This is a genomic window from Pantoea sp. CTOTU46764, assembly GCF_031974595.1.
GTDB lineage: Bacteria > Pseudomonadota > Gammaproteobacteria > Enterobacterales > Enterobacteriaceae > Pantoea > Pantoea trifolii.
This window is the reverse complement of record NZ_DALYOQ010000001.1, coordinates 101,786-128,116: the sequence shown is the minus strand read 5'-3', so window position 1 is coordinate 128,116 and position 26,331 is coordinate 101,786. Positions and strand designations below refer to the sequence as shown.

The 26,331-nt window shown below is 52.2% G+C and carries 22 protein-coding genes; 9 read left to right on the top strand and 13 right to left on the bottom strand.

All coding sequences use genetic code 11. From position 1 onward, the window contains the following. Positions 1-76: 76 nt before the first annotated feature. The 3 genes from ftsP to parC all read right to left on the bottom strand — a co-directional run bounded on the left by ftsP (position 77) and on the right by parC (position 4,673). Positions 77-1,504 carry a cell division protein FtsP gene (gene ftsP / locus RTM06_RS00580; RefSeq protein ID WP_312179140.1) on the bottom strand — a complete coding sequence of 476 codons (1,428 nt, stop codon included), beginning with the start codon at positions 1,502-1,504 and terminating at the stop codon, positions 77-79. Positions 1,505-1,623: 119 nt separating this feature from the next. Then, on the bottom strand, positions 1,624-2,361 hold the full coding sequence (locus RTM06_RS00575; protein ID WP_061720484.1) for a 1-acylglycerol-3-phosphate O-acyltransferase: 738 nt from the start codon (positions 2,359-2,361) through the stop codon (positions 1,624-1,626). A 41-nt stretch (positions 2,362-2,402) separates the two neighbouring features. After that, entirely contained in the window at positions 2,403-4,673 is a 2,271-nt protein-coding gene (gene parC, locus RTM06_RS00570; RefSeq protein ID WP_256697446.1) for a DNA topoisomerase IV subunit A, read from the bottom strand. 407 nt (positions 4,674-5,080) lie between these two features. Here parC and RTM06_RS00565 point away from each other — a divergent pair, with 407 nt between their 5' ends. The 6 genes from RTM06_RS00565 to RTM06_RS00540 all read left to right on the top strand — a co-directional run bounded on the left by RTM06_RS00565 (position 5,081) and on the right by RTM06_RS00540 (position 10,426). After that, the gene (locus tag RTM06_RS00565; RefSeq protein ID WP_256697447.1) at positions 5,081-6,643 is read left to right on the top strand and encodes a transcription antiterminator; all 1,563 of its coding nucleotides are present in this window, start codon (positions 5,081-5,083) and stop codon (positions 6,641-6,643) included. 17 nt (positions 6,644-6,660) lie between these two features. Then, positions 6,661-7,131 carry a PTS sugar transporter subunit IIA gene (locus tag RTM06_RS00560; RefSeq protein ID WP_061720482.1) on the top strand — a complete coding sequence of 157 codons (471 nt, stop codon included), beginning with the start codon at positions 6,661-6,663 and terminating at the stop codon, positions 7,129-7,131. A gap of 24 nt (positions 7,132-7,155) precedes the next feature. After that, positions 7,156-7,470: a PTS fructose transporter subunit IIB gene (locus RTM06_RS00555; RefSeq protein WP_256697450.1), complete on the top strand. Its 315-nt coding sequence runs from the start codon at positions 7,156-7,158 to the stop codon at positions 7,468-7,470. 11 nt (positions 7,471-7,481) lie between these two features. After that, the gene (locus tag RTM06_RS00550) at positions 7,482-8,573 is read left to right on the top strand and encodes a PTS fructose transporter subunit IIC (protein ID WP_154155105.1); all 1,092 of its coding nucleotides are present in this window, start codon (positions 7,482-7,484) and stop codon (positions 8,571-8,573) included. A 9-nt stretch (positions 8,574-8,582) separates the two neighbouring features. After that, a complete protein-coding gene (locus RTM06_RS00545) occupies positions 8,583-9,434 on the top strand; it encodes a class II fructose-bisphosphate aldolase (protein ID WP_312179134.1) in 852 nt (283 codons plus the stop codon). A gap of 128 nt (positions 9,435-9,562) precedes the next feature. Then, positions 9,563-10,426 (top strand): ketose-bisphosphate aldolase, encoded by an 864-nt coding sequence (locus tag RTM06_RS00540; RefSeq protein ID WP_061720478.1) that lies wholly within the window; start codon positions 9,563-9,565, stop codon positions 10,424-10,426. A gap of 61 nt (positions 10,427-10,487) precedes the next feature. Here the strand turns inward: RTM06_RS00540 and RTM06_RS00535 are convergent, their stop codons facing one another. Further along, positions 10,488-11,249 (bottom strand): transporter substrate-binding domain-containing protein, encoded by a 762-nt coding sequence (locus RTM06_RS00535; RefSeq protein ID WP_312179132.1) that lies wholly within the window; start codon positions 11,247-11,249, stop codon positions 10,488-10,490. 161 nt (positions 11,250-11,410) lie between these two features. Here RTM06_RS00535 and RTM06_RS00530 point away from each other — a divergent pair, with 161 nt between their 5' ends. Together RTM06_RS00530 and RTM06_RS00525 are read left to right on the top strand one after the other, a co-directional pair. Beyond that, on the top strand, positions 11,411-11,989 hold the full coding sequence (locus RTM06_RS00530; RefSeq protein ID WP_312179130.1) for an NAD(P)H-dependent oxidoreductase: 579 nt from the start codon (positions 11,411-11,413) through the stop codon (positions 11,987-11,989). 30 nt (positions 11,990-12,019) lie between these two features. Beyond that, positions 12,020-12,328 (top strand): putative quinol monooxygenase, encoded by a 309-nt coding sequence (locus RTM06_RS00525; RefSeq protein ID WP_293798320.1) that lies wholly within the window; start codon positions 12,020-12,022, stop codon positions 12,326-12,328. Positions 12,329-12,413: 85 nt separating this feature from the next. Here RTM06_RS00525 and RTM06_RS00520 read toward each other — a convergent pair whose 3' ends face one another. From RTM06_RS00520 to RTM06_RS00505, 4 genes are all read right to left on the bottom strand, one after another. Beyond that, a complete protein-coding gene (locus RTM06_RS00520; protein ID WP_312179127.1) occupies positions 12,414-15,566 on the bottom strand; it encodes an Ig-like domain-containing protein in 3,153 nt (1,050 codons plus the stop codon). 205 nt (positions 15,567-15,771) lie between these two features. Beyond that, a complete protein-coding gene (locus tag RTM06_RS00515) occupies positions 15,772-16,641 on the bottom strand; it encodes an OmpA family protein (protein ID WP_312179125.1) in 870 nt (289 codons plus the stop codon). A 70-nt stretch (positions 16,642-16,711) separates the two neighbouring features. Continuing rightward, the gene (locus RTM06_RS00510; protein WP_312179124.1) at positions 16,712-18,901 is read right to left on the bottom strand and encodes an Ig-like domain-containing protein; all 2,190 of its coding nucleotides are present in this window, start codon (positions 18,899-18,901) and stop codon (positions 16,712-16,714) included. 266 nt (positions 18,902-19,167) lie between these two features. Then, the gene (locus tag RTM06_RS00505) at positions 19,168-20,067 is read right to left on the bottom strand and encodes a LysR substrate-binding domain-containing protein (protein WP_256697461.1); all 900 of its coding nucleotides are present in this window, start codon (positions 20,065-20,067) and stop codon (positions 19,168-19,170) included. A gap of 92 nt (positions 20,068-20,159) precedes the next feature. On the opposite strand from RTM06_RS00505, the gene RTM06_RS00500 reads away from it, so the two are divergent. Further along, the gene (locus tag RTM06_RS00500; protein ID WP_312179122.1) at positions 20,160-21,635 is read left to right on the top strand and encodes a tetratricopeptide repeat protein; all 1,476 of its coding nucleotides are present in this window, start codon (positions 20,160-20,162) and stop codon (positions 21,633-21,635) included. 27 nt (positions 21,636-21,662) lie between these two features. On the opposite strand, the gene parE is transcribed toward RTM06_RS00500, so the two are convergent. The 5 genes from parE to nudF are packed head-to-tail and all read right to left on the bottom strand — an operon-like array spanning position 21,663 to position 26,120. Then, the gene (gene parE, locus RTM06_RS00495; RefSeq protein WP_256697463.1) at positions 21,663-23,558 is read right to left on the bottom strand and encodes a DNA topoisomerase IV subunit B; all 1,896 of its coding nucleotides are present in this window, start codon (positions 23,556-23,558) and stop codon (positions 21,663-21,665) included. A 46-nt stretch (positions 23,559-23,604) separates the two neighbouring features. Then, positions 23,605-24,186, bottom strand: coding sequence for an esterase YqiA (yqiA, locus tag RTM06_RS00490; RefSeq protein WP_312179120.1), 582 nt, complete (start codon positions 24,184-24,186; stop codon positions 23,605-23,607). A gap of 3 nt (positions 24,187-24,189) precedes the next feature. Beyond that, entirely contained in the window at positions 24,190-25,017 is an 828-nt protein-coding gene (gene cpdA, locus RTM06_RS00485; RefSeq protein ID WP_293798306.1) for a 3',5'-cyclic-AMP phosphodiesterase, read from the bottom strand. 45 nt (positions 25,018-25,062) lie between these two features. After that, a complete protein-coding gene (locus tag RTM06_RS00480) occupies positions 25,063-25,488 on the bottom strand; it encodes a DUF1249 family protein (RefSeq protein WP_008103400.1) in 426 nt (141 codons plus the stop codon). Next, entirely contained in the window at positions 25,485-26,120 is a 636-nt protein-coding gene (gene nudF / locus RTM06_RS00475; protein WP_008103402.1) for an ADP-ribose diphosphatase, read from the bottom strand. Before nudF ends, RTM06_RS00480 begins: the two co-directional genes overlap by 4 nt. Positions 26,121-26,331: the final 211 nt, after the last annotated feature.

Sequence of the window (26,331 nt, the reverse complement as noted above, 5' to 3'; positions counted from 1 at the left end):
TGAGCGCTGATGTAAAGCTGAAATCCACCTAAACGTCCCTTCTCCCACTTGTGGGAGAAGGTTAGGATGAGGGACATCAGGACACCGAGTTAACCAACAACTGCCCCGCCGTACCGCGATCCGCCATCTCTAACGTCTGGCTGTAATAGACAAACGGGAAATGATCTGACGAACTCTGCGGGAAGCTCACCAGTAACTCCACGCTGCCATCCACCCATACGGTATCTTTCCAGCCGCGATCTTCACCCATCGGCTGTGCGCCATTGACGTTCTTAATCAGGAACATCACGCCCTGAATATGCAGCGATTGCGGGCGATCGGCGTGGATAATCCAGCGCTCAAAGGTCCCCTGCTGCACGGTAGTATCGATGCGGTTCATGTCCCACAGCACGCCATTAATGCCCGGCTCGCTGTCGCCAATGCGGAATTCACGCGTGCGAATCGCTACGCCATCGAGAATCTGATCCGCCAGCAAACGCATCGGCAGATTGTCGGTGACCAGCGGCAACAAACCGGTTGGGCGCAAGCTCAGCACCAGCGTGTTGGTCAGAATTGATGACGGCTCAAACAGCCCGCGCAGGCGATCCATCAGGCCCGCCGCCGTTCCGGCCGTAATCGACACTTCATCGCCCTGCGACATATCCACCAGCACTTCGCGACGCTCGCCGGGTGCCAGCGTCAGCAGCTGCACCGCCACCGGCGCAGGCAGGAAGCCCTGATCGCTGGCGATCACCGTAAAGGGACGATTATCGGAGAAGCTAAGATCGAAGCGCCGCGCGTTTGAGCCGTTCAGCAAACGCAGGCGCACCCAGCCGCGTGACACTTCGACATAGGGATTTTGTACGCCGTTCACCAGCAGCACATCGCCGATAAAACCGCCGCTGGAGGGCGGGTTATAAACCGGCGTGGCGAAGTTATCGAGGCGCTTGTCTTGAATGATCAGCGGAAAATCATCGACGCCATAATGCTTCGGCAGCGGCAGCGATTTACTGACGTCATCTTCCACCAGCCACATACCGGCGAGTCCGTTGTAAACGTGCGGCGCCATGCGGTTTGGCGTGTTGGCGTGATACCACAATGTGCCCGCGCCCTGACGAATCGGCAGCACCGGTGCCCAGTCGGCCCCCGCCGACATCATGCGCGGCGCACCGCCCATTAACGCGCCCGGCACCTGCAAACCGCTGACGGTCATTGAGACCGGTTCGTTGAGGCGATTGCTGTAAATCAGCTTCACATCGTCGCCGCTATAAACGCGCACCGTTGGGCCGAGATACATGCCGTTAAAGCCCCACACCGGCACTTTATTACTGTTGCCGCTGAACGACCAATGGCTGCGCTGCAAGGTGAGAAACAGCGGCTGACCGCGACGGGATTCAATCAGCGGTGGAATAGGAAGTGGCGTATCGCCCAATGGCGCGGCGGCGCGGGCGGCGAAAGGCATAGCGCCGGAAGCCAGTGCGACACCGGCAGAAAGCTGAATAAACTGACGTCTGCTGCAAGACATAAAACTTCAGACCTTTTGAGCGTGGCGTGAGGACGCCGTGTCCATGTTGTTTTAATTAATGATGAGTTGCTGTGTGGCTTGAGAACGGGGCAGATGATCACCTGCCCCATTTTGGCTGGTCAGAGTTTACCGCTTTTTTCGCGCTCGGCGACTTCTGCGTTCAATTCTTCCAGTTTAGTCGACATTAATTCACGGCAGTGCGTGGCGAGCTTGCGCACCGAGGTGGTGGCAAACTGCGAGGTATCAACCGGCGGCAACATCTCAACAATCACCAGCCCGTTGTTCCAGCGGTTCAGCTTGATCTTGTCGTGGGTGTTAGACACTACGATCGGGATGATCGGCACACCAGCCGCGACCGCCGCATGAAACGCACCGGTTTTGAACGGCAGCAGACCACGTCCGCGGCTGCGCGTCCCTTCCGGGAACATCCAGAACGAGATGCGCTTTTTGTTGAACTGATCCACCAGCTCACCGATGGTGCCGTGCGCTTTGGAGCGGTTATCACGGTCAATCAGCAGGTTACCGGTCAGCCAGTAGAGCTGGCCAAAGAACGGAATCCACAGCAGGCTTTTCTTGCCCACGGTCACGGTGGTCGGCTGCACGATTTTGGCTGCCGTGATCATGTCGTAGTTGTTCTGGTGGTTCGCGATATAGATCGCGTTACCGTAATGCGCGGCTTCCGCCGGTTTACGCAGTTCCACCTTGAGACCAAATACCGTCGACAGGCGACCAAGCATATGGCCGAACGTCGCAACATGACGCGGGTTGCGCGGTGAAAACAGACACCAAATACTGCCGAAGATACAAACCAGAATCGAATAAACAATAACAATAATTGCTCGTAAAATTAGTAACATAGATTCCTCAAATTGGGCATTCCGTCGCCTGAATAACAGCGTTACTCTTCACTCGCGTCGGCTTTCGGACGCGCTGGTGCATTCACTTCTACGCTATCGATACGTTGCAGACCACGCGCCACGCTGCCGCGACGACCGCGCTCGGCACGCACTTTCTGCAGATCTTCATCACGCATGATCAGCTTACGTTTACCGACATACACGGTGATCGAGGCGCCTGGCGGCAGAATCAGCAACCATTGTAGTTTGTCGGTGCCCGCAGCGGCTTCCGCTGAAGGGATCGAGATGATCTTGTTGCCTTTGCCTTTCGACATCTGCGGCAGATCGCCAACCGGGAACATCAACATGCGTCCGGCCTGGGTAATCGCCAGCAGCATATCATCGCCCGAATGCACCGCCATTGGCGTCATCACTTTGGCGTTTTCCGGCAGCGTCAGCAGCGCTTTACCGGCACGGTTGCGCGATACCAGATCGGCAAAGGTACAGATAAAGCCATAACCGGCATCAGAGGCCATCAACAGCTTCTGATCATCGGGTTCCATCAGCACCTGCTCAATCACCGCGCCCGGTGGTGGCGTCAGTTTGCCGGTGAGCGGTTCGCCCTGCCCGCGCGCGGACGGCAATGAGGTTGGATCCAGCGTGTAGCTGCGTCCGGTGGAGTCGATAAAGGCGACTGGCTGATTGCTCTTACCGCGTGCGGCGGCCAGATAGCTGTCGCCCGCTTTGTAACTCAGGCCCGCTGGATCGATATCGTGACCTTTGGCGCTGCGTACCCAACCCATTTGCGACAGCACGATGGTCACCGGCTCGGCGCTCACCAGCTCGGTTTCGCTCAGCGCTTTGGCTTCTTCACGCTCGCGCAGCGGCGAACGACGATCGTCGCCGTAGGTTTGGCTGTCGGCCAGTAGCTCTTTCTTCAGCAGATTGCTCATCTTGCGTTCGGACGCCAGAATCGCCTGCAGCTGATCGCGCTCTTTTTCCAGATCCGCTTGCTCACCGCGAATCTTCATCTCTTCCAGTTTGGCGAGATGACGCAATTTGAGTTCGAGAATCGCTTCGGCCTGAGTTTCGCTGATGTCAAAGCGCGACATCAGCACCGGCTTCGGCTCATCCTCGGTACGGATGATGTGGATTACTTCATCAATATTGAGGAACGCCACCAGCATACCCTCAAGGATATGCAGGCGGCGCAGCACGCGATCTAAACGATAGTTGAGGCGGCGCGTCACGGTATCGCGACGATACACCAGCCATTCAGACAAAATTTCCAGCAGGTTTTTCACCGCCGGACGGTTATCCAGTCCGATCATGTTCAGGTTAACGCGGTAGCTTTTTTCCAGATCGGTAGTGGCAAACAGGTGATTCATCACCTGCTCGAGATCCACACGATTGGAGCGCGGCACAATCACTAAACGCGTTGGGTTTTCGTGATTGGACTCATCACGCAGATCTTCCACCATCGGCAGCTTTTTATTGCGCATCTGGTTAGCGATCTGCTCCAGCACGCGGGCGCCCGACACCTGATGCGGCAGCGCGGTGATGACCACATCGCCATCTTCTTTCTTCCACACCGCGCGCTGGCGAATCGAACCCCGTCCGCTTTCATAAAGCTTACGGATTTCGTTGCGTGGCGTGATGATTTCCGCTTCGGTCGGGTAATCCGGACCTTGCACAATATCCAGCAGCTCATGCAGCGTGGTGTTCGGGTTGTCGATCAGCTTGACCGCCGCTTCCGCTACTTCGCGCAGGTTATGCGGCGGAATGTCCGTCGCCATACCCACGGCAATGCCGGTGGTGCCGTTCAGCAGAATGTTGGGCAGGCGCGCCGGCAACATCTTCGGCTCCTGCATGGTGCCGTCGAAGTTCGGGATGTAATCGGACGTGCCCTGGCCGAGTTCACCCAGCAGGATTTCAGCGTATTTCGACAGGCGCGATTCGGTGTAACGCATCGCGGCGAAGGATTTCGGATCGTCCGGCGCACCCCAGTTTCCCTGACCATCCACCAGCGGATAGCGGTAAGAGAACGGCTGCGCCATCAATACCATTGCTTCATAACAGGCGCTGTCGCCGTGCGGGTGGTATTTACCCAACACGTCACCGACGGTACGCGCCGATTTTTTGAATTTGGCATTGGAATTGAGGCCCAATTCCGACATGGCATACACAATACGGCGCTGCACTGGCTTGAGGCCATCGCCGATGTACGGCAGCGCGCGGTCCATGATCACGTACATGGAGTAGTTCAGGTACGCGTTTTCCGTAAACGTGTGCAGGGCAAGACGCTCTGCACCATCCTGCGTCAATTCGCTCATTCAGCTCGTATCCTCACTTCGTGGCCCGCAACGGCGGGACATCCGGCGGTCATTTGGCGAGGATATTACCTTATTCATGCGGTTTAGTCACAGAGAAGCCCGCTCAGCAAACAGAATCGTCTTGCATTAAATAGCGTGATATTGGTCAGAGAATTAAAACGGAATGGGAGCCCTGTCACAGTGAATATCGCCCATAATCTGTGAGTAACGTCGCAATTAATATCCCGATGCGCCTGGCGTATTAATCGTGTCCGCAAGCCGGGACAACATTTAGTATTGTTGCCTACTGATTACTCTCCTAAATTCATACTCCACCAGCACCACATTTTTGCGCGTCTGATTTCTGGCATGGAATAAATATAAACATCAATTAGCCATAAACGTTTTGCCAAAATAAGGGTGAACGAATGCAAATACTGACTTCGCGACAACACCGATTAGTAAAATTGCTGCTGCATCATGCCGCGCCGCAGCCAACAAAAGAATTAGCGTTACAGCTTGGCGTGTCGGAGAAAACCATTCAGCGTGATTTACAGTGGCTGGAGAGCTGGCTGAGCGACTGGTCGCTACAGCTGGAAAAAATGCCGGGACGCGGCGTGCGCCTGCGGGTGGACGATCTGCAGCAGTGTCTGCAACTGGAGCAGCAGCTCAACGGCGACGAAAGCCGTTCGGATGCGCTGAGCCACAATAGCCGACGGGTGAAGATTGCTTCGCAGCTGTTGAGTGATGCGCCACGCGCCACCTCAATCAGTAAATTGTCGGAGCGCTACTTCATCAGCCATGCGTCGATCGTGAATGATCTGAAGGTGATTGAAGAGTGGCTACAGCCGTTGGGATTAATGCTACAGCGCGGCCCCGGCGGCACGCATATTGAAGGCAACGAGCAGACGCTACGCCAGGCGATGGTATCGCTGATTAATGATGTGATGCAGCAGAACGTCGCCGGCACGCCGCTGCTACCGCGGCTCGATCCAGGCAGCCAGCAGGCGCTGGTGCACTATTTTGGCGATGAGGATGTGACTTTTGTGCAGGCGCTGCTGGAGCAAATGGAGCAGCAGCTGAGTTATCCGCTCGGCGATGCGTGGTACCTCAATCTCTGTACCCATATTCTGATCATGATGCATCGCATGGCGCAAGGTAACGCGCTGGCGCTGGAAACGCTGACCAGCGCGCAGGATCTCGACCAGCGCATTCTGAACATTGCCCAGCAGATGGTGGTGCAGATTGAACAGCGCATGTGCTGCGCATTGCCAGCCGATGAAGTGGGTTTTATTTATCAATATATTGTTTCGTCCGGCATTGTGGTGGAAGAGCGTGGCGATAATGCGCCGCTGCATAATCAATTTTCCACCGCTGAATCGGTGAAAATAACTTGTGAATTAATCGATCGCTTCGCCTCATTTATTCAGCAGGACTTAGCACAGGACCGATTATTATTTGAAGGCTTATTAGTCCATATAAAGCCATTATTAAATCGACTCAAATATCATATTCATATTCGTAATCCGCTGCTGGAGGATATTCAGCAGGAGATGAAGGCAATATTTTCCTTAACTCAACAGGCGATGCAATTAACCGCGCGCAGTCAGGGACTTTCATCGGTGGCGGATGACGAAATAGGTTATCTGTGCGTGCATTTCCAGGCGGCGCTGGAGCGACAAATTGCCCACAAACGCATTCTGGTGGTGTGCTCGAGCGGCGTGGGGACTTCGCATCTGTTAAAGAGTCGCATTTTGCGCGCCTTCCCGGATTGGGCGATTGTCGGCGTGGTTTCCGCCAGCAATCACGCAGCGTTTTGCCAGCGAGAAACGGTGGATTTGGTGATCACTACCATTCACCTCAATGCCGGATCGGTTCCGGCGGTGTATGTCAGTGCCTTTTTTAACGATGACGATATTCGGCGGGTGACAGACGCCATGATTGGCAGCCAGCTGCCCGACGGCGCCTCCTGCGCTTTGGCTGAACATTAATTGAATGAGGATTGATCATGGATATTTCGCGCATTCTGACGCCACGCCGCGTTAACCTGGCGCTGACCGCCACCACCAAAGAGCAAGCGATTCATGAGCTGACCGATTTGCTCTACCACGACGGCGCCATCAGCGACCGCGCCGCCTTTATCGAAGACGTCTGGCTGCGGGAAGCCGAGGGTTCCACCGGCTTCGAAAATCACATCGCCATTCCGCACGGTAAATCTGCGGCGGTGAAACAGACCACGCTCGCCATCGGCCGCACCCAACACGACATTCCGTGGGAAACACTCGATGGCAGCCAGGTGCGCTGCATCATTCTGTTCGCGGTGCGACTGGAAGATCAGAACACTACCCATATTCGCCTGTTGTCGCAGGTGGCCAGTGCGCTGGCCGATGATGAGGTGATAGCCCAACTGCTGGTCGAAAATGATGCCAGCAATATCATCCGGCTGTTCAGTCAGTACGCCGAAACCGACCTCTGTTAACACCCTAACTCTTTGAGGTGACACATGAATATCGTCTGTGTAGCGGCCTGCACGGCAGGCATCGCGCATACCTATATTGCGCGCGAAAAACTGATTAAAGGAGCCCACGCGCTGGGCCACACCATCCACGTTGAAACTCAGGGCACCATCGGCACCGAAACGGCGTTGACGCAGGAAGAGATCGCCGCCGCTGACGTGGTGATCCTCGCCGTTGACGTGAAGATCAAAGGCGAGGAGCGCTTTCAGGGCAAACCCATTGTGCGAGTGAAAACCGAAGTGGTGATCAAATCACCGGTGAAATTCCTCGAAAAAGTGGCGGATTCACTGGCGCGCGCCTGAGGAGATCCATCATGAGTGACAATAAACGTCAGTACGGCCAGGAGATCAAAGGGCACTTGCTCACCGGGATCTCGTGGATGATCCCGCTGATCGTCGCCGCCGGGATCTGCATCGCGCTCGGCCAGGTGATTGGCGGGCCGGATGTCGGCAAACAGACCGGCACTATTGCCTGGATGCTCAACCAGATCGGCGGCTGGGGTATGGGCTTGATCGTGCCGCTGATCAGCGCGGCGATCGCCTACTCCATTGCCGATCGTCCCGGCTTCGCGCCAGGCCTGATCGTCGGGTTTATCTGCGGGCAGATCGGTACCGGCTTTATCGGCGGCATCTTCGGTGGCTTCCTGGTGGGTTACACGGTGCTGCTGCTGCGCCGCACCATTAAGTTACCGAAATCGATGCAGGGTTTAATGCCGATTATGGTGCTGCCGGTGCTGAGCACCATCATCGCCGGGCTGCTAATGATGACCTTTATCGGCCAGCCGATTGTCTGGCTGCAGAAGGCGCTGATTGCCCTGCTGGAGTCGATGCAGGGCGGCTCGAAGTTTGTGATGGGCGCGATTCTCGGCGCGATGGCCACCTTCGATTTCGGCGGTCCGGTGAATAAAACCATGTCGCTGTTCGCCGACGGCATGCTGGTTGACGGCATTTACGGGCCGGAAGCGGTGAAGTTTGTCGGCTCGATGATTCCGCCGTTCGGCATCACGCTCTCTTATCTGCTGAGCCGCAACAAATACACCAAAGCGGAAAAAGAGGCGCTGAAAGCCGCCTTCCCGATGGGCATCTGCATGATTACCGAAGGGGTGATTCCGATTGCGGCGCGCGACCTGTTCCGCGTGGTCGGCAGCTGCGTGGTGGCCTCCGCCATCGCCGGTGGTCTGATTATGGTGTGGGGCGTTGGCGCACCGGTGCCGCACGGCGGCATGTTTGTGGTGCCGCTGTTCACCAAACCCTGGCTGTTCTGTTTAGCGCTCGGCATTGGCACCACGGTGTGCGGCGTGATGCTGTCGGTACTGAAAAAGCCGGTTACGCAGGCGGATGAAGAGTTCGATGACGTGGAAGCCCCCGGCGTTCGCGATGAAGAGATCAAATTCACTCTGGAATAAGGAGCCACCATGTTTGCCATGATGAACGACCTGATTCAGGCCGCTGCCCAACAGCGTTATGCGGTGCTGGCGATCAACTGCTTCAACCTGGAAACCGCGCGCGCCGCCATTCAGGCCGCTGAACAGCAGCGCGCCCCGCTAATCCTCAATGTGTATCAGGGACACAGCGCGCACTTTCCCCCTGCTGTCGCGGTGCCGTTAGTGCGAGCGCTGGCCGATGCCGCCAGCGTGCCGGTGGCGCTGGCACTCGATCACGGCAAAGCCTTTCCGCTGATTGGTCAGGCGTTTCGCGCCGGTTTTACCGGCTTGATGATCGATGCCTCGTCTGAGCCGCTCGCCGAGAACATTCGCCAGACCGCTGCCGTAGTGAAGATGGCGCATACCGCCGGCGTATGTGTGGAAGGCGAGCTGGGGCACATCGCCGATGCACCAACCTACGAGCTGGCCGATGCTTCAGTGAAGATGACGCAGGTGGCCGATGTGCTGCCGTTTATCGAACAGACCAACATTGATCTGCTGGCGATCTCGGTCGGTACCGCGCACGGACTTTATCCGGCTGGGGTGAAGCCGAAAATCGATTTTCAGCGCCTGCAGGCGCTGCATGCGGTATCCACGCGACCGTTGGCGCTACATGGTGGATCGGGCACGCCGGCCGAGGATATCCGCCGCGTCAGTGAGTTTGGCGTCGCCAAGATCAATGTCGGTGCGGCGGTGTTTGATGCCGGGAAAATGGCGGTGGAGCAGGCCTTGAAGCAGCATCCGCATGTTGAACTGGCCGACTTGCTTAGGCTGATGGAATCAGCCTGCCGTGAAGTGGTCGTCGAGTATCTGAGCTGGTCGGGATCGGCGGGCAAGGGTTAGCCATCGGGTTAGCTGGTGGTCGCCATGAATGGCGACCCTACATCGTTTTGTAAATTTCACATTCATATCCACTATCGGGTCGGCGCGTGCGTCGGCTCCAGTAAAAATCACGCTGAGGAAATATTAACATGTTGATTTCAATGAAAGAGATGTTGGCACCGACTCGTGAACACCGTTACGCGATTGGCGCTTTTAACGTGGCTGACAGCTGCTTTATCCGCGCGGTAGTTGAAGAAGCTGAGGCCACCAATACGCCGGCGATCATCTCCATCCACCCGAGCGAACTGGAGTTTGTCACCGATGAGTTCTTTGGCTACGTGCGCGAACGCACCCTAAAAAGCAAAGTGCCGTTTACCATCCACCTCGATCACGGCGCGTCTATCGCTCAGGTGCTACGCGCCATTCAGTGCGGCTTTACTTCGGTAATGATCGATGGCTCGCTGCTGCCTTATGAAGAGAACGTGGCGCTGACCAAAGAAGTGGTGAAGCTGGCGCACGCGGTGGGCGTTTCAGTGGAAGGGGAACTCGGTACTATCGGCGATACCGGCACTTCAGTAGAAGGCGGTGTGAGTAAAGTGATCTACACCGAACCGGCGCAGGCAGAGGATTTTGTGCAGCGCACCGGCGTAGATACGCTGGCGGTGGCGATTGGCACCGCACACGGCATCTACCCGAAAAATATGAAGCCTGAGCTGCAGATGCATATTCTCAGAGACATTTCACAGCGCACCACGATTCCATTGGTGCTGCACGGCGGTTCAGCTAATCCTGATGCTGAGATCGCGGAAGCGGTGACCCTGGGCGTGGGCAAAATCAATATTTCCAGCGACATGAAGTTCGCCTATTTCGACAAGCTGCGTGAGATTCTGGCGCGCGAAACCTGGTGGGATCCGAACGTGATTTATCCGGATGCGATTGCTGCGGCGAAGTCAGTGATTCGTTACAAGATGAATCTGTTTGGTGGGCTGGGTAAGGCGAGTTTGTATCGTTGAGTTCTGTTATCTGGTGCGCACTATTGCGCACCAGTAACACAGGTCGCCATGAATGGCGACCCTACTTCACGCCTAACCATTTCTGAGTAATCTGGGCGTATTCGCCGGTGGCGGTGCTGAGATGCAGCCATTGATCGACATACAGTTTCCAGCTCATATCATCGCGCGGGATCATGTAGGCCTTCTCGCCGTACTGCATCGGTTTGTCCGGATTGATGGCGCACAGCGTTGAATAATGCTGCTGCTGGAACAGCGCTTCAGACGCATCGGTGATCATCACATCCGCTTTGTTATCCACCAACTGTTGAAAAATTCCGACGTTATCGGCCAGCTGCAGCGTTGCCTGCGGTAGGTGGCTGTGTACGAAGGCTTCGTTGGTGCCGCCCGCTGGTTCGATCACGCGTACGCTGGCCTTGTTGATCTGCTCAACCGTTTGATATTTCGCTTTGTCATCGCAGCGTACCAGCGGAATTTTGCCATCGACGCCGAGCGGCTGGGCGAACCAGGCAATCTGCTGACGCTTGAGCGTTACCGAAACGCCGCCGAGTGCGATATCACACTGCTTTGCGACAAAATCATCGCTCAGCGTCTTCCAGGTGGTTGGTACCCACTCGACTTTCGCGCCAAGGCTGGTCGCCAGCAATTGCGCCATGCTGATGTCCAATCCTTCGTATTGGCCATCGCTGCGCAAATAGCTATATGGCTTGTAATCGCCGGTGGTACAAACTTTTAAGGTCTTGCTTGCACGGATGTCATCAAGATGGGATTGCGCCTGAGCAGCGCCGGTCCCCACAAGTAATGCACTCAGTATCGCGGTTTTCATGGTTTCTTCTTTTATAGGTTAATGTTGGTTTGCATGCGGATTGTTTCATAATCGTCCGCATTATTGCTTTATTAGCAAAAGTGTTGTGATCAATCACGCATTTTTCTCGCTCCTGCGCGCGCGTAGAGTGTGCGGCTTCAACCAGAAACGGAGCGGATTAGATGAATTTTTTAATTATCGATGGCGGCAAAACCTTCGCCCATTCGAAAGGCGAACTGAACCATACCTTAACTGACGTGGCTGCCAGCCAGCTGCGCAACCTTGGCCATCAAGTGCAGGTGACCATCGCCGATAGCGATTACAATGTGGCAGAAGAAGTGCAGAAGTACCTCGACAGCGATGTGGTGATTTATCAGATGCCGGGTTGGTGGATGGGCGAGCCGTGGACGGTGAAAAAGTACATCGATGATGTTTTCACTGAAGGTCACGGTTCACTGTATGCCAGCGATGGCCGCACGCGTAGCGATGCCGGTAAAAAGTACGGTTCTGGCGGCCTGATTCAGGGTAAGAAATACATGTTGTCACTGACCTGGAACGCGCCGCTGGAAGCCTTTAACGATCCCGAGCAGTTCTTTGAAGGTGTGGGCGTAGATGGTTTGTATCTGCATTTCCACAAGGCCAACCAATTCCTCGGTATGGAAGGTTTGCCGACCTTTATCTGTAACGATGTGATTAAAATGCCGGACGTGCCGCGCGATATCGAGCGTTATCGGACTCATCTCAGCCAGATCTTTGCTTAACTGTAAGCACCCAGGAAAAAAGGAAGCGCTATGTTAACCGTCGTTGCAGAAATTTGTGTCAAACCGGGCCGCCGTCAGGTGGTGCTGGATGCGATTAATCAGCTGATTCCAACCGTGCTGGAAGAGGATGGCTGTCATCAATATGACGCATTAGTGGATCATCAGGCACAAGTGCCGTGGAAACAGAATTCACCCGATTCGATTTTCATGCTGGAACTGTGGGAATCACTGCGCCATCTGGAACAACATCAGCAGATGCCACATATGGATGCGCATCGCGCACTGATTAAAGATGACGTAGTGGATGTGAAGATTCTGGTGCTGGAAGCGGCTAAATAAGTCGATTTACTGTGTCGCTCAGCATCATGCATAAAAAAAGCCCCGATCTCGCGACCGGGGCTTTTGTTTAGCAGCTCATCAGGGATTAGTGCTGTTCTTGAATCAGGTGCTGAGGAACCATTACTTCAGCATCGCCACCGTTGTTCTGGTAAACGTTATATTCAACGCCTGCCACGGTTACGGTGCCATTTGCCTGGCTCCAGTTACTCACTTCTTCACCTTTCGGCAAGATGTCTTCCAGAGCAACTTCTTTACCTGCGTCAGCAATCATCAACTGGGTTTTACCGTTGTCAATGAACAGGGAATCATCGCTCATTCCCAGGATGTCATTCAGAGACATAGTCATCAGAATGTCATTCACTGAATCCGGGAACAGATCGCCCGGATCAACAGCGCCAGGAGGCGTAACGTCAATGACCAGCGTGAACGTTTCGCTACCCGCAGTTTCATTACATGCTGCGTCACGATAACCGAAGGAGAAGTCATAACTGCGTTCTTCAAGCTCAATGGTCTCTAGTGTCCACTTACCTGCAGTCACTACAGCGCTGCCCAGTACCAAGGTGTGTGCAGCATCGCCATAAAGTACAACAGTGGTGCCATCTTCTACACCGCTACCGTTCAGCGTCAGCACCTGGCCATTAACCGGTGTTAAGGTACCGTCTTTTCTGGGTGTTAAATCCAACGGTTTAGTAAATCCATCTTTGTTAACGAAAGTACCGTCCAGGAAGCTACCACCGCCAGGAGGAGTCACATCCACCTCAAAGTTGATACCAGCGTTAATTGGGCCAGGAACACCTGATGCGCTGACAGGCTGAACGCGGATGTTATGCGCGCCTTCAGTCAGATCTTGCAGTTCATAGCTCCACTCGCCATTAGTGACCACGGCAGAACCAATTTTTGTGTTGCCATCCCAGATAATGACTTTAGAACCCTCTTCACCAGTACCGCGCACGGTTGGGGTTTTATCGTCGGTGATGCCACCTTCATGAATTATGCCGGTTTCGATGCCAACATCATCCCACAGTTCAAAATTGACAATTTCATCTGGTACTTGGGTATCAATGATCAAATCAATGGGGTCTGAACGATCGGAGGTGTTACCTGCTGGATCGGTGATATCAACGACGACTTCATATTCACCATCATCAATTGGATCCGTTGGTGTCACAGTCCAGTTGCCACCGGCATCAACGATACCGGTTCCAATGACTTTCTCATCACCCTTTTCGTCAATGATAACGACTTCAACGGTATCACCCGGGTTAGCGCCACCCCCCTTGAATTCAGGCTTGGTTTCGTCAATTGGCGTTCCTGGCTGCACCGGGCCATTGTCCCCACCGGTATTATCAATAATTTCAGGTACACCCGGTTTATTTGGTGGCGTGAGATCCACCACGATAATCACTGGAGTAGAGAAATCAGACTCTTTTCCAGTTGCAGGATCCTCGATTTTAATCTTCAGCTCATGCGAATTCTCATCCAGTGGATCCAGTTCGATTTCCCATGTGCCGTCAGCTTTCACCACAGTTGAATTAATTACATCATCACCGTCATAAACGTGAACAATCTCACCTTCTTTACCGGTTCCGCGCAGTACAGGCGTGTCATCATTGGTTGCATCACCGCTAAACAGAGGACGCTCGGTACTACCGTTATTAGCAACAATTTCACTGATTTCAGCTGGTGGTGGAGATGTGGTATCAACGATGAGGATAAATTCATCGGATTTAGCAGAAGCACTCCCCCCTTTTGAGACCGAGTCAACACGAAGGGAGTGCGAGCCTTCAGCCAGTTCCTGATCCACCTCATAGCTCCATTGGCCGCGACTATTAGCAACGGTGCTACCAATGAGCTGATTGCCATCCCAAATACGCACGATGGAACCGGCATCCGCTACGCCAGAGAGCTTAGGCGTGGTGTCATCGGTTTTATCTCCCGAATGCAATATAGCGGTTTTATCAAAATCATCAAAAGCTTCACTAATCTCTGGTGCGCTAGGTGCCGTTGCATCTAGCTTCAGGATGAAGTTGTCAGATTTCGGGCTCATACGACCATAGCTATCCTCGTATGCCGCGCTAAAGACATAAGTATCATCAGTAGTCAGCGTTGGGGTAAAGCTCCAGCGGCCATCATTGCCTGCTGTAACACTGCCAATTGGGGTAGCAGTGGTGCCATAGATGAATACCAGCGATCCCGGTTGAGCAACGCCTGACAAGGTTGGCGTTTTGTCATCGGTATATTGACCTGAAGTTAAATGGTCAATTTGGCCTTCATCATCAATGACGCGCAGAATTTGTGGCGCTTCAGGGTTTCCAGCTTCAATGTGGAAAATCATTTGCGTTGGTTCAAGACCCCAGTTACCTGCATCATCACGCGCACGATACTGGAAGAAGTAGACGCCATCAGGCAATGCATCAGAGCTGAATGACCATTTTCCGTCAGCATCGGCTGAGATGGTGGTTACCGTGTTGTTAATCGTAATCTCAATCAAGCTGAAAGGTTCAGCCGTTAAAGATGTGCTGATCACGTTGCTCTTTTGGTGTTTTTCAAACGCGTTTGAGAAAGTGCCAAAATCGTTAGTGTTTGATGCTGGCTCAATGTGATGCTGAACCTCTGACGCCGAATTTTCGGCCATGACTACGACGCCCGCTTCAATCTTAAGATTAAAAGCTGCAGATGCTGGGCTTTCGTGTTTACCCGCATCTTTTACGGTAGCGGTCAGGCTGTGGTCGCCATCGGCCAGATCTGGTGTAACGGTCCATGCACCCATGCTATTCACTTTCGCGGAAGCAATTGGAGTTGTGCCGTTATTATCGTAGATATAAACGGTTGAACCCGGTTCTCCTACACCTGAAAGTACTGGTTGAGCCTCATCAGTAATATCGCCTGGATTCAAATTACCTTTATCACTGCCGGTGTTATCAGCTACACGCCAAATTTCGGGGGCTACTGGCGGTTTGGTATCCAGATTAACAATTGACGAAGTTGCCGGTCCACGGTTACCTGCGTCATCAATAATGGTGATTTGAACGGTATGCATGCCTTCAGCCCACTCAGGAGGAGTGAATGACCACTTACCTTCTGCGTCAACTTTCACATAAGTCGTTACGCCGTCGATGATAATTTCAGCTTTTCCATTTTCACCTTTTGGAGCAGGGATATCTTTCCAGCCAAAATCTTTTTTGGTGATGGTATTTATTTCCTGTACTGCAATTTCATTGATGCTGTTATTAGCCATGATAACATTCCTTTTATGATATTTCGGTTTAAGGTTCCGGTTCCCTCCCGGAACTCAAACATTCTGAGCCAGTTAGTGAAATAGCTAACACAGGATATGTCTCAATTAATTGGGAATAAACAACAATTAATTGAATACAAATGTTTAAAAAATGGTTCGAATCATTAAATTTTAGACCGCGTGATAATTACAGGAAAGAATAAAATTATTTATTCTCTACACTGATTATTACTCGGCGCTCGCTTGCATAGCATAAACGCTGCTGTTTTAATGACCCAGAGCACTGTTTAGAAACCTGGCTTTCACCCATACTTTGCGATTGAATATTGTCATTACTTAAACCATTATTGACTAATAATTTCTTAATTGTATCAGCGCGGCGTTGGCCTAACTTTAGGTTACTCTCATTATCACCAATAGGATCGGTAAAACCTGTAACGATAATATGCGGATTCAATTTACCATTGCGTTTCATTTGATGCGCGAATTGCTGAATAGCGTTATGACCTTGAACAGAAATATCGTTACCGCTGGCACTGGCGAAATTAAATAACAGATCAGATGAAAACTCGTAATTATCGTAAGATTGAGCGGCGTCCACCTTACATGAGATAACGGACGAGGCGCGGGAAAGCAAATGCGCTTGCTGCCGGGCACCCATCAATTGTTGCTGCGCCACAGAGGTTTCTACAACATGTGGGCGGCCAGAGCCATCAAGACTTGCAGTAACATAGTAGGTTTTTCCCGCAGCCAATGAATCCCGCCACTGCTGTTGTTGTTTACCTTGATAGCGTGGCGCATCATCCGTGTAGCTTCCTAATGAATGCATACCTGGCTTAAGGCAAAACACCGTGAATCCACCCGATAAAAGGGCGGTTTGGAATTCACCATCCACATAGATATGTGCAGCCTTTTTATTATTATCAGCAGTGCGATAATAAACAACTTTGGTTTGATCGGACGCCGCTGCTGGCATTGATTGCCATGATTTCCCAAAAACAGTTTGCGCTTGAATTCCCGTCGTTACGGACAATGATGCAAGAACAGCGATAATAGAAATACGTTTAATCTTCATTACAACTCCCTGGAAGAAAGTGCCAAATGGCACTTTCTTTTATTCCAAATTAAAATTAGCAGTGTGGTGATTATTCAGATAAGTCACGAAGTTCCAGGTGATTATCAACTGAAGAGACATCTAACGAAACCACTCCATTAAGGGTGGAATGATTGACATTAAAATCAGACATAATGTTATTTAAAGCACTTTCATCAAGATGTTGAGACAGTACATTTCCTTCCTGGGATTCGCCAAACAGTGTGTCTTGCTGTTCTGAAAGTAGATCAGAAATATTAATTTGACCTATTGAATCAGGGAAAAGATCACCGGGATCAACAGCTCCTGGCGGTATAGTGTCAATTTTAACTTCAAATGCAGGTGTTTTAGCCGTTACAACACCTTCTGCATCTTTGAAAGCAGCCTCAATGCTATATATATCATCTGGAAGATCTGGTGTTGCGATGCTCCACTTTCCTTTATCATCAACTGTAGATGAAAGATAAAAGTGGTTATCAGCCCCATTTATCCAAATATAAACGATATCTCCGGCAACTCCGGTACCACCAACAAAGATGGTCGAATCATTTACTGCTTCACCGCTCGCAATAGGTGTCTTACCGATATGGAATTTTTGACCACCTTCCAACTTCTCATCGCGATAAACATCACCAATCACACCGGTTACTGGCACATTGGGATCGGGAATAACTTCATCACCGGGTACGGGATCGATGGGTGCATTTGGATCATTGATATCAACGACAACTTTTTCAGAAAGCTGAGATTCATTACCGGCGGGATCAACAACAATGATTTGGAATTCATGTTTACCATTTTCTAAAGATTTTTCCGGTGTAAAGGTCCACTCGCCTTTGTCATCAATAACGGTGCTTCCTATAACTTTGCCGTTGTCGATTATTTTGACGATATCACCTTTCTCACCCACACCAGAAAACGTCGGCGTGCTGTCTTCAGTTTCATCACTGTTTTCAATCGGTTTTTCATTGCTATCTTTAATTGCACCAATACCTTTATTTTCAGGCGCAATGGTATCAATCTCAACGATCCAGGCATCTGACGGCAAAGATTTATTACCTACCTGATCAACGACCACAATGCTGAAATCATGTTTTCCGTCGGCTAATTTTGGGCAGGTGAATTTCCAATTACCTTCACTATCCGTTTTCGCGGTGCCCTGCAATTGACCATTTTTCCAGATTTCAACCGTAGAGCCAGCTTCAGCTTTACCTGAAAGACCTGGCGTACTGTCTTTGGTCACGCCATCTTTTGTAATTTCTTTTGGTGGATTCGTACTGTCGTCGAACATGCCACCAATGGTACCTTTTGCTGGTGCAGTCAGATCAATGACAAAACCCCATGCTTCACTTGATTCGCCCACTACGCCTTTTTCATTGCGCTCACGGGTAGTAATGCTGTGGCTACCTGCGCCCAAGGCTTTTCCTGGTGTGAAAGACCAGGTGCCATTTTCACCAACGGTCGTTTCACCAATTTTGATGGTGCCATCCCATACTTCAATCACGTTTCCTTTGGTGCCAGTACCATTCAGAGTTGGCGTGGTGTCATCAGTTCGGCTACCTTTAGCGATCAGCCCAGTGATGCTACCTACATCGTCGAATATGCCATTCACCACCGGAACGCTTACATTACCGCCACCGTTGTCACCGCCACCTTTGCCGTCATCGCCACCTTTACCGCCGTCTCCGCCTTTACCACTCTTACCGCTATTGTTGCTGTCCTGATACTGTTCTTTCGCGGCTACGTAACCAAGGCCTGCGGCGGCGGCAATAGCAGCCAAACCACCCAAAGCAATCAGCGCTGGTGACCATTCAAAGCCCGAGGCCAGCGCATAACCAGAATCGGTATCAACAGTGCCTTCGCTCAGAGCTAGCGCGGCGGTTTCGCCATCGACAAGGGCTGCAGCTTCGTGGTCAGCATGTCCATCGGTTGCAACGTATTCATGCATTTCGCCATCTTCTGCTTTCCCTACGAGGGAACCCGATTTGGCGAAGAAGTCTTCGATGATCAAATCCGGGTTATTGCTATCTGAACCTTCCAGCATGACTAACAAGTTTTTTCCTACGCGTTTAACGGTAATGTTTTCTGGCGCAACGCCGTCATTACCCTGCGTAAGAAGATATTTGCCATTGGTAATAGCTTGAATTTTTGCTGATTTTCCATCTTTGCCAGCACGCATGACTTCTGCTTTTGTTATCGTTTTTTTGTCGATAACCGCAACACTTACGGGCGAAACGTTCATGATTAATCCCTTTAAAACATTTGATTTTGATTGCGCGTTTGCAAGCAAGAGCAGCAATCTCCCTGGCTTAGCCCAGCAGTGTGGGCTCAAAGTGAGCGACATAATCAGGAAAGAGAGATTTCCGAGACATAAGAAATGTCCCGTTAGGGCATAAAAAACTTCCCAACATTACCAAAAGGTAAGTTAGTTAATTAACCAACTGAAATTGTGAGTTTTTATGGTTGATAATGTGATAAGAGACGGGAAGTAATTGAATTAAAATAGGACTATAACAGATGATTTTCCTGAATTTTTTTGCGTAAAAAATCCAAAAAACAGGTAATGCGTGAGGTAAGGGATTGATTGCGATAATAGACCGCGTGGACAGGTAGACGTTGTTCACGGGTCTCGGTTTCTAAAACCGGGATTAGACGCCCGTTAACACGATCATCCCGACTGACAAAATCGGATAAACGCACGATACCTTGCCCGGCCAACGCCAGTTGACGCAGCGTTTCACCGCTGGAGGCAGATAGCGTGGGTTTAATACGCAGGAACTCCCCCTCACGCTGCCATACCGGCCAGACGTTATGCGCATCGAGCTGACTAAACCCCAGCAGTTGGTGATTCGCCAGCGCTTCCACGCTTTCAGGGGTGCCGAATTTATCGAGATAAGCCGGGCTGGCCAATAAGCGTATGGCGCTGCTTCCAAGAACACGCGCGCGTAGTGTCGAATCACGTAACTCGCCGATGCGAATGGCGATGTCTGTTTGCTGCTCCAGCAGGTCGATAACGATATCGTCAGTGTTCAGTTCCAGTTGAATATGCGGATACTGCTGACGAAACTCTGCCACTAGCGGCACAATAACGTGCAGGGTAAATGGCGTATTGGCATTGACGCGTAGGCGTCCGGAAGGAATATCCCGGCGCTGCGCGATTTGTTCTTCGGCCTGTTCGACTGAAGCGAGAATCTGCCGTGCGTGATCGAGAAAAATCATCCCCTCTTCGGTCAATGCCAGCCGACGCGTTGTGCGATGCATTAAGGTGGTTTGCAGCTTGCTTTCCAGGCGGCTTAGTGCACGGCTCACACCAGAGCTGGTTTGATCGAGTTGCTCTGCAGCTGACGTGATTGATCCCGTATCCACCACCGCAACCCAGGCACGCAACTCTTCCAGTGTGATTTTCAAATTTCCATCCTCAGAGAACAAGACCTGTCTTAGCGCGGTTTCTGACACTTTCGACTTAAATTACGCCACTTTATCAGCGGCAGGATATCACAATGCGCCATAAACCTCGGACCGATAGCGGTTTACGCCAGAAGCAAGCGGTAACCCAGTTACTGCAGCAAGGCCGACAGGAAGAAGCCTGGCGTAAAATCCGCGCGCATCTGACACTTGTCCCTTACGATGGCTGGTTTCTGCATGAAGCCGCGAGGCTTGCACGGCGCAGTGGCGATCTTGATTTGGCGCAGCGCTATTATCAGCGAGCGCTGAAGCTTGCGCCACAAGATGCGGGATTACTCAACGGTCTCGGCCTTACCCATTATGACGCCGGACGCTGGAGCGAGGCCGAAGCCTGTTATCAGGCGGCACTGAAATCACATGAGGGCTACGCCGCCTGTCACAATAATTATGCCATTCTGCTGCATAAACAGCGTCACTACCACCTTGCTTTAGAACAGTATCGATTAGCTTTACTGAGCCAGGCCGATTATACCGAAGCCCGCTATGGCATGAGTACATTGCTGGCACACATGGGCCAGTTGCAAGAAGCTGAAAGCCAAATGCAACAAGTGTTACATGTACGTCGCAGCGATCTACGCTGTCGCAATGCGCTCGGCATGGTGCAACTACAGCAAGGCAACTTTTCTGAGGGCTGGTCAAACTATCAGGCGCGTTATGCGCCGGACAATCCTGATCGCTTCTTTACTTTGCCTAAACTGCCAATGCGCTACTGGAAAGGAGAAGATCTGTGCGGTAAAACGCTGTTGGTGCGGACTGAGCAAGGAATGGGCGACGAGATACAATTCAGTCGCTTTCTCCCACGTTTGAAAACTGAAAAGCAGGCAGAAAGCGTGATCATGCTGGGAAGCAAAGCCTTGAAACCATTAATGGTCTCGATGCCGCATCTCGATCATTACCTTACGCGTGAAGAAGCACAGCACGCGTTGCCACAGGCAGATTATTGGTGCTCATTACTGGATTTACCGCAGCATTTCCTCAACTCATCACAACCCTTTGGCGCGCATCATCCCTATCTGTTCAGCCCCAAAGAACAGCAGGCAAAGTGGCCAATTCTGGGGAGCGGGAAAAAAATTGGTATCGTTTGGAAAGGATCCACCGGACATAAGAATGATAGTCAGCGATCGCTTGCACATCTATCACAACTCGCGCCTTTGTTTGACCTGCCTGATAACAACTGGATTAGTTTGCAAAAAGGTGCAGGTGAAGAGGACATTACTGATTTCCCGCACGTGCAGCCACTTGGTGCGCTGTTTAGCAGTTATCGGGACACTGCCGCCGTTATCGCCCAATTAGATTTAGTGATAGGCGTCGATACCTCAGTGATTCATCTGGCGGGAGCGATGGGGAAACCTTGCTGGGTAATGTTGCCTGCCTGGGCGCGCGACTGGCGCTGGTTAGCCAATCGCGAAGATTCGCCGTGGTATCCGCAAATGAGATTGTTTGCGCGCGGGCAGGATGAAGAGTGGAGCGCGGTAGTTGCGCGGATTAAGCAGGCGCTGCAGCAGCAATAAAAAAGGGACGCCGAGGCGTCCCTTTTTCTACACTTCGAGGTCGGCTAAATCGCCTTTCTCTTGCAGCCAGTTTCGGCGATCTTCCGAACGTTTCTTGGCCAGCAGCATATCCATTACACGCAGCGTTTGGTCGACATCCTCATCGCTTATGGTCAATTGCACCAGACGACGGGTATTAGGATCGAGCGTGGTTTCACGCAGCTGCAGCGGGTTCATTTCACCCAAGCCCTTAAAGCGCTGCACGTTCGGCTTACCTTTCTTACGCTTGAGCTGGTCCAGCACGCCCTCTTTCTCATCTTCATCTAAGGCGTAATAGACTTCTTTGCCGAGATCGATGCGATACAGCGGCGGCATGGCCACATATACATGGCCGTGCTGCACCAGCGAACGGAAATGCTTCACAAACAGCGCGCACAGCAGCGTGGCAATGTGCAAACCATCGGAATCCGCATCCGCGAGGATACAGATCTTGCCGTAACGCAGCTGGCTTAGATCTTCGCTGTCGGGATCGATACCGATCGCCACGGAAATATCATGCACTTCCTGCGAGGCCAGCACTTCGTCTGAAGAGACTTCCCAGGTGTTGAGGATCTTGCCTTTCAGCGGCATGATCGCCTGATAATCACGATCGCGCGCCTGCTTGGCGGATCCGCCCGCAGAATCCCCTTCGACGAGGAACAGTTCGGTTCGATTCAAATCCTGCGCGGTGCAGTCAGCCAGTTTGCCCGGCAGCGCCGGTCCGCTGGTGAGTTTTTTACGCACCACTTTCTTCGCGGCACGCATACGGCGCTGTGCGCTGGAGATCGCCAGCTCGGCCAGCATTTCAGCCGCCTGTACATTCTGGTTCAGCCACAGGCTGAAAGCATCTTTTACCACCGCTGAGACGAATGCCGCACACTGGCGTGACGACAGGCGCTCTTTCGTCTGACCCGCAAACTGTGGATCCTGCATCTTCACCGACAGTACGTACGCACAGCGATCCCAGATATCTTCCGCCGAGAGCTTCACGCCGCGTGGCAAAATATTGCGGTATTCGCAGAACTCACGCATGGCATCCAGCAATCCCTGACGCAAGCCGTTGACGTGCGTGCCGCCTTGCATGGTTGGGATCAGGTTGACATAGCTTTCCGTCAGCAGCTCACCGCCTTCCGGCAGCCACAGCAGCGCCCAGTCCACCGCTTCCACATCGCCGGCAAAACTGCCCACAAAAGGTTTTTCCGGTAGCGTCGGCAAGCCGTCAACCGCTTCACACAGATAATCGGTCAGGCCATCCTGATACATCCAGGTTTGTTCGGTATCGTTGACCTTGTCTTTAAAGACAATTTCAACGCCCGGACAGAGCACGGCTTTAGCTTTTAACAGATGTGATAAACGGGAAACGGAGAAACGCGGGCTATCAAAGAAGCTTTCATCTGGCCAGAAATGCACGCTGGTGCCGGTGTTGCGTTTACCGACGGTGCCGGTAACCGTAAGATCCTGCACTTTGTCGCCATTTTCGAAGGCAATCTGGTAGATTTCGCCGTTACGACGCACAGTAACTTCCACGCGCTTCGATAATGCGTTAACCACCGAGATGCCAACGCCGTGCAAGCCGCCTGAGAACTGATAGTTTTTATTGGAGAATTTGCCGCCCGCATGCAGGCGACAAAGAATCAGCTCAACCGCAGGCACGCCTTCTTCCGGATGGATATCCACCGGCATGCCACGACCGTCATCAATAACTTCCAATGACTGATCGGCATGAAGAATCACTTCCACACGTTTGGCGTGACCAGCCAGCGCCTCATCGACGCTGTTATCGATCACTTCCTGGCCCAGATGGTTTGGGCGCGTGGTATCGGTGTACATCCCCGGACGACGACGCACCGGTTCAAGGCCGGTCAGGACCTCAATGGCATCGGCATTATAGCTTGATTGGCTCATCGTAAATGTCTGATTAGCAATAGGAAAATGGCCCCACTTCGCAAAGCTACTGAGCGTTTAATCCCAGAAAATCAACTATCTGTGCGAAATGGCGTTCGAATCCGATATAGGCATGATTGCCGCCCTCTTCAACCGTCTGGCGGCATGCGCTGTAATACTCCAGCGCCTGGCGATAATCGAGTATTTCATCGCCGGTTTGTTGCAGCAGCCAAAGTAAATCAGGCGCTTCAAGAGGGTCAATCTGCATTACTTTCAGATCGTAAATGTGGCGAGACTCTAACACATATTGCTGGCCGGTGTAGGGATTACGGTTTTCGCCGAGATAATCCACCAGCAGCTCAAACGGCCGTACGGCGGGATTGACCACCACCGCTGGCAACATAAAACACTGCGACAGCCAGGTAGCAAAATAGCCGCCCAGCGACGATCCCACCAATCCCAGCGGTTCACCGGAATACTGCATCACCAGCTCTTCCAACATGCTGGCGGCGTCGGCCGGAAACGTCGGCAGTTGCGGCACCATCACATTGATGTGTGGATGCTGCTCGTTGAGCCAATGCTGTAGCTGGGTAGCTTTCGCCGATTGCGGGGAACTGTTGAAGCCATGCAGATAGATCAGCGCCGCCATTGCTTAGTAGCCCTCGGAATCAAGATCGGGGCGGAACATGTCGCTTTGCAGGCGGTTCACTTCGGTTTGCAGCACGCCGTCGGGCTGCAAGGTGAACCAGCGCCAGCCTGGCGCCAGCGTATCTATGGTGAAGTTGGTGCAATGCGGTTTGAACTGGACGCAGGTCGATGGCGAAGCCATTACGCGGCGACCATGCCAGTCGAGATCGAGTTCCTGATGAATATGACCGCACACCAGATTGCGCGCACGCGGGAAGTGTTGCAGTACTGCTTCCAGCTGATGTGGATTACGCAAGCTGTGCTGATCTAACCAGGTACAACCGGAAGCCAGAGGATGATGATGCAGCAGCACTAAGGTGTGACGTTCCGGATACTTGCTGAGCGCGGTATGCAGCCACTCAAGCTGGTATTCGCTTAACATGCCATGCGGCACGCCAAATACCTGGCTATCGAGCAGCACCAGCTGCCAGTGATCGCCTAACAGAACATGCTTGTCTGACTTAATACCCGCATCGGCTAGCGTATCCACCATCGCCGGCTGGAAATCGTGATTTCCCGGCAGCCAGACGCAAGGTTTCGGCAGACGATTAATGCCCGCTACAAAATGTTGGTAAGCTTCGACGGTGTGATCCTGAGCGAGATCGCCGGTGGCGATAATCAGATCATAATGCTGCTGTTGTGCCTCAATGGCATCCAGCACCGCATCAAAACTCGACCAGGTATTCACCCCAAGCAGCGATTGATGTTTTCCGGCAAAAAGATGGGTATCCGTGATTTGTAAAATCCTGATATCAGACCCATCTCGTGCAGGAAGAGTTAGCAGGCTATCCAAAGCGTTTCCTTAATCTCCACGCCATCGTTGCGTTTTTTTACGCTATCAGCAAACCGGTACTGCCACAGCGCCATGCGCTAAGCAGTAACGTAACCAATCCGCAAGGAACTGGTTAATCTGATGTTTTTCATCGCGCTGATGCAGTTTTTTATTAGGATAATCATAGCGCGCTTTAAATCGGTAGATCTGTTTAGTGGAACACACTTCAGCGACCATCGCATCATGGTAGAGCCGCACAGACATCGAAGGCAGGCTCCAGTAACTCACCGCGGGTGCCACCTGACGCACTTCAACTAAAGTGGTGTAACGGGTCGATTCCTCAATGGTGAGCTGATAGCTGGCGCCATTCACCTGATAAATCACCGATGCACCTGCCTCGTCATTACGCGGCAGCAGGCGACGCAGCTGGGCGAAATTGGTTTCGCACAGGCGCATCATTTCGGGAAAGTCAGGGGTATAGCGCTGTTTCATTTTAGCTTCCACTCTTCTCGTAGTTTTTCATGGTGCAACGCCAGCCATTGCAAGGCGATGACAGATGCCGCGTTATCAATAATCCCCTCTTCCACCCAGCGATAAGCCTGTTCGCGGCTCACCACATGGACAAGAATATCCTCATTCTCTTCCTCCAGCCCGTGATTTCCCTCTGCCAGGCTGGCATCCACTTCGCCCACCAGCACCGACAAACGTTCAGACGTTCCGCCGGGGCTGGCTAAGTAATTCACTATCGGTTTGACGCGACCAACCTTGAGGCCAGCTTCTTCTACCGCCTCACGACGTGCGACATCTTCTGGTGTTTCGCCAGGTTCGATGATGCCAGCCACCATTTCCAGCAGCCAGGGCGTTGGGCTGGAATCAAAAGCGGGAATGCGGATCTGTTCGATCAGCACCACTTCATCGCGTAAGGGATCATAGGGTAGCAGCACGGCGGCGTGTCCGCGCTCAAAAACTTCGCGCACCACTTCACCACTCATTTCGCCATTAAAACGACGGTGACGGAAACGGTAGCTGACGATGGAAAAAAAACCATCGTAACGCGTTTCGCGTGCAATAATTTCTACATCGTTTTTTGTGAAAGTCACAGGGGATTTTTTTGCACTCGCCATCGTCTGATTCCTTATGCAGATTGGGATGGAGCAAAGAAAAGCCAAGTCTACCGCTCCGTCCGAGTGGTTCTTTTTGAATTATTTACGTAAATTAGGGGAAGAAGGCACGTTCAGCCAACTTATCTCTGACGCCGCCTCTGTAGAATCGGCGATTATTTTTTTGGCTTACCTGCAGCACTACCCGTGCATTTTGCTGCAACAAAAGGAATGC

Bases quoted from the DNA above. Each gene is read 5' to 3' on its own strand.
- RTM06_RS00530 (WP_312179130.1), top strand. From the start codon at position 11,411: ATGAATTTTTTAATTATCGATGGCGGCAAAACCTTCGCCCATTCGAAA.
- yqiA (WP_312179120.1), bottom strand. From the start codon at position 24,186: ATGGCGGCGCTGATCTATCTGCATGGCTTCAACAGTTCCCCGCAATCG.
- RTM06_RS00550 (WP_154155105.1), top strand. From the start codon at position 7,482: ATGAGTGACAATAAACGTCAGTACGGCCAGGAGATCAAAGGGCACTTG.
- RTM06_RS00515 (WP_312179125.1), bottom strand. From the start codon at position 16,641: ATGAAGATTAAACGTATTTCTATTATCGCTGTTCTTGCATCATTGTCC.
- RTM06_RS00480 (WP_008103400.1), bottom strand. From the start codon at position 25,488: ATGAAACAGCGCTATACCCCTGACTTTCCCGAAATGATGCGCCTGTGC.
- RTM06_RS00510 (WP_312179124.1), bottom strand. From the start codon at position 18,901: ATGAACGTTTCGCCCGTAAGTGTTGCGGTTATCGACAAAAAAACGATA.
- parC (WP_256697446.1), bottom strand. From the start codon at position 4,673: ATGAGCGAATTGACGCAGGATGGTGCAGAGCGTCTTGCCCTGCACACG.
- RTM06_RS00565 (WP_256697447.1), top strand. From the start codon at position 5,081: ATGCAAATACTGACTTCGCGACAACACCGATTAGTAAAATTGCTGCTG.
- RTM06_RS00555 (WP_256697450.1), top strand. From the start codon at position 7,156: ATGAATATCGTCTGTGTAGCGGCCTGCACGGCAGGCATCGCGCATACC.
- RTM06_RS00535 (WP_312179132.1), bottom strand. From the start codon at position 11,249: ATGAAAACCGCGATACTGAGTGCATTACTTGTGGGGACCGGCGCTGCT.
- RTM06_RS00575 (WP_061720484.1), bottom strand. From the start codon at position 2,361: ATGTTACTAATTTTACGAGCAATTATTGTTATTGTTTATTCGATTCTG.
- RTM06_RS00520 (WP_312179127.1), bottom strand. From the start codon at position 15,566: ATGGCTAATAACAGCATCAATGAAATTGCAGTACAGGAAATAAATACC.
- ftsP (WP_312179140.1), bottom strand. From the start codon at position 1,504: ATGTCTTGCAGCAGACGTCAGTTTATTCAGCTTTCTGCCGGTGTCGCA.
- RTM06_RS00500 (WP_312179122.1), top strand. From the start codon at position 20,160: ATGCGCCATAAACCTCGGACCGATAGCGGTTTACGCCAGAAGCAAGCG.
- parE (WP_256697463.1), bottom strand. From the start codon at position 23,558: ATGAGCCAATCAAGCTATAATGCCGATGCCATTGAGGTCCTGACCGGC.
- RTM06_RS00525 (WP_293798320.1), top strand. From the start codon at position 12,020: ATGTTAACCGTCGTTGCAGAAATTTGTGTCAAACCGGGCCGCCGTCAG.
- RTM06_RS00540 (WP_061720478.1), top strand. From the start codon at position 9,563: ATGTTGATTTCAATGAAAGAGATGTTGGCACCGACTCGTGAACACCGT.
- RTM06_RS00560 (WP_061720482.1), top strand. From the start codon at position 6,661: ATGGATATTTCGCGCATTCTGACGCCACGCCGCGTTAACCTGGCGCTG.
- nudF (WP_008103402.1), bottom strand. From the start codon at position 26,120: ATGGCGAGTGCAAAAAAATCCCCTGTGACTTTCACAAAAAACGATGTA.
- RTM06_RS00545 (WP_312179134.1), top strand. From the start codon at position 8,583: ATGTTTGCCATGATGAACGACCTGATTCAGGCCGCTGCCCAACAGCGT.